Origin of the sequence: Mesorhizobium sp. M7A.F.Ca.ET.027.03.2.1, assembly GCF_003999175.1 — a bacterium.
GTDB lineage: Bacteria > Pseudomonadota > Alphaproteobacteria > Rhizobiales > Rhizobiaceae > Mesorhizobium.
Window position 1 is genome coordinate 1 of record NZ_RZOM01000919.1, and the last position, 2,494, is coordinate 2,494.

4 protein-coding genes are annotated in these 2,494 nt (G+C 66.3%); 2 read left to right on the forward strand and 2 right to left on the reverse strand.

Annotation, left to right across the window (positions count from 1 at the left end; all coding sequences use genetic code 11):
- Both EN750_RS29005 and EN750_RS29010 read left to right on the forward strand, forming a co-directional pair.
- Positions 1-376 (forward strand): ABC transporter permease subunit (locus EN750_RS29005; protein WP_127398799.1); only part of this gene is annotated, 376 nt, incomplete at its 5' end.
- Between the two features lie 56 nt (positions 377-432).
- Positions 433-1,161 carry an amino acid ABC transporter ATP-binding protein gene (locus EN750_RS29010; protein ID WP_027160865.1) on the forward strand — a complete coding sequence of 243 codons (729 nt, stop codon included), beginning with the start codon at positions 433-435 and terminating at the stop codon, positions 1,159-1,161.
- Between the two features lie 7 nt (positions 1,162-1,168).
- On the opposite strand, the gene EN750_RS41715 is transcribed toward EN750_RS29010, so the two are convergent.
- Complete coding sequence (locus EN750_RS41715) at positions 1,169-1,315, reverse strand: hypothetical protein (protein ID WP_348629630.1); 147 nt, start codon at positions 1,313-1,315, stop codon at positions 1,169-1,171.
- A complete protein-coding gene (gene arsK, locus EN750_RS29015; RefSeq protein ID WP_348629631.1) occupies positions 1,315-2,328 on the reverse strand; it encodes an arsenite efflux MFS transporter ArsK in 1,014 nt (337 codons plus the stop codon). Before arsK ends, EN750_RS41715 begins: the two co-directional genes overlap by 1 nt.
- Positions 2,329-2,494 lie beyond the last annotated feature (166 nt).

The following is a 2,494-nucleotide window of genomic DNA, read 5'->3' on the forward strand; positions in this document are numbered from 1 at the left end:
CGCCTGCTTCATCTGCGAGATCGTCGTTGCCGGCATCCGCTCGGTGCCGACAGGTCAGGTCGAGGCGGCGCTGGCGTCCGGCCTGTCGCGCTTGCAGCGCATGCGCCAGGTGGTCCTCCCACAGGCGATGCGCATCGTGCTGCCGCCGCTGGTCGGGCAGTATGTGCTGCTGATCAAGGATTCTTCCGTCGTCTCGGCGATCGGGCTCACCGACCTCACCCGGGTTGGCTGGCTGGTGGTGCAGCGTGTGCCCAACGGCCTGCTGGTCTTCTTCCTCGTCGGCGTCGGCTATTTCATCGTCTGCTATCCGCTGATCATGCTGGCCCGCCGGCTGGAGCAGCGCATGGGCGCGGCGCATGGCGAGGTGCAGTTGTGACTTCCAACCCCAAAGGTCCAGAAAACATGACCAAAACGGGCCTTGCCAAAACCGGCATGATCGACTTTCGCGGCGTCAACAAATGGTTCGGCACGCTCAATGTGCTCAAGGATATCACGCTCAGCGTCGAGCCGCGCGAAGTGGTCGTCGTCTGCGGCCCGAGCGGCTCGGGCAAGAGCACGCTGATCCGCTGCGTCAACGGCCTGGAGGCGATCAAGGACGGCGACCTCGTTGTCGACGGCCAACGCCTGGGCGACCCCGCCACCAACATGACGCAGCTGCGCACCGAGATCGGCTTCGTCTTCCAGTCGTTCAACCTCTACCCGCACAAGACGGCACTCGAAAACGTCACGCTCGCCCCAATCCATGTCCGCAAGATCCCGCGCGCCGAGGCTGAAAAAGCAGGCCGCGAATTGCTGGCCAAGGTTGGCCTCGCCGACAAGGTCAATGCCTATCCCGCACAGCTCTCCGGCGGCCAGCAGCAGCGCGTGGCGATCGCGCGTTGCCTCGGCATGCGGCCCAAGATCATGCTGTTCGACGAGCCGACCTCGGCGCTCGATCCCGAGATGATTTCCGAAGTGCTCGACGTCATGGTGGCGGTCGCCGAGGAAGGCATGACCATGATGGTGGTGACGCACGAGATGGGCTTTGCCCGCAAGGTAGCCCAGCGCGTGGTGTTCATGGACGCCGGCGCCATCGTCGAAAGCGGCACGCCGGACGAGTTCTTCTCACACCCCAAGACCGACCGCAGCCGCGCTTTTCTGAGCAAGATTCTCAGGCATTGAGGCGCGGTCAGGCCGCCTCTTCCGGATTGCCGCCAATGGCGAACGCAACCCGGCCGCGGCGCCTCAGCAACACGATGGCGAGGAAGGCGATGACGCCGCTCGCGGCGACGACCACCAGGACCCACAGGGAATTGGCGACGGATGTCCGCGCCATCATGAGGCGAGCGCGAACGGCGCGAAGGCCGAGGTGAACTGACGGGCAGCGCTCGCCCATCCGAGCCGCGCGCCATAGCCTTCGCGGCCGAAGAGTTCGAGTGGCAAGGTGCCGCCGACGATGCTGGTGAGGCCTGAACCGAGGCCGAACAGCAACACGAACAGGAAGGCGCCGGGCAGCCATGGCGTGGTCAGCAGCAGTGCGCACAGCCCGGCTGTGATCAGCGATGCGGCGATGACGGCGAGGTGCGTCTGCTGCAGGCGGCCGCCAAACAGCATGTTGATCAGCCGGCTGGCGACCTGCGCCGGTCCGAACAGGGTCGAGACGAAGAGGCCTGCGGTTCCGAGCCCCAGCGCCGCCGTCAGCGGCACCATGTGGATGAGGATCGCCGACAGCACGAAGCCCTCGGTGGCGAACCCCGCCAGCATGAGCAGGAACACGGCCCGGCCACGCCGCGGATCGAGCGGCGCGCCCGCTTCAGGGATCGGCTCGCGTTCTTGGCTTCTGGCCGTTGCGTGGCGGCGCGACAGGCGCATCAGCCAGGCGTGGATCGGCAGGCAGAGCCCGAGATTGAGAGCGGCGAACAAGAAATAGACCTCGCGCCATGTCAGATGCGCATGCAGCGCCGAGGTCAGTGGCCAGAACAGGGTCGAGGCAAACCCGGCGATCAGCGTCAGATGGGTGATGCTGCGTTGCGGCCGGGGAACCCCGATCTGCACGATCGCGACGAAGGCAGCGCTGTAGAGGACGAAGCTGGAGGCCAGTTCCATTGCCAGCAATGCCAGAACGAAGCTCACGCGGTCGGGCGCGACGGCGCACAGCGCCAGCGCCACGGCTGCCGCCACCGAGCCGACGGTCATGATGCGGCCGGCGCCGAAGCGGTCGGCCCACCGCCCGGCAGTCGGCGCGAACAGGCTGCCGGCAAAGAGCGAGGCCGACAGCGCCGAATACCCAGCCTTCCGTGAGCCCGAACTCCCCAGCCATTGCCGGCGCGAGGATCGAGAAGCTGTAATAGAGCGTGCCGTAGCCGATGATCTGGGTCAGCCCAAGCGCCCAGATTGCCTTGCGCAGGACAGATCGTTCAGGCATCGACGCCATTCTCTCGCGTCTCGGTGGCTGGCGCGGTTGCGCAGCCGCAACCCGATGCGCCGGTTGCCTTGGCGTCCGCATCCCTGACAC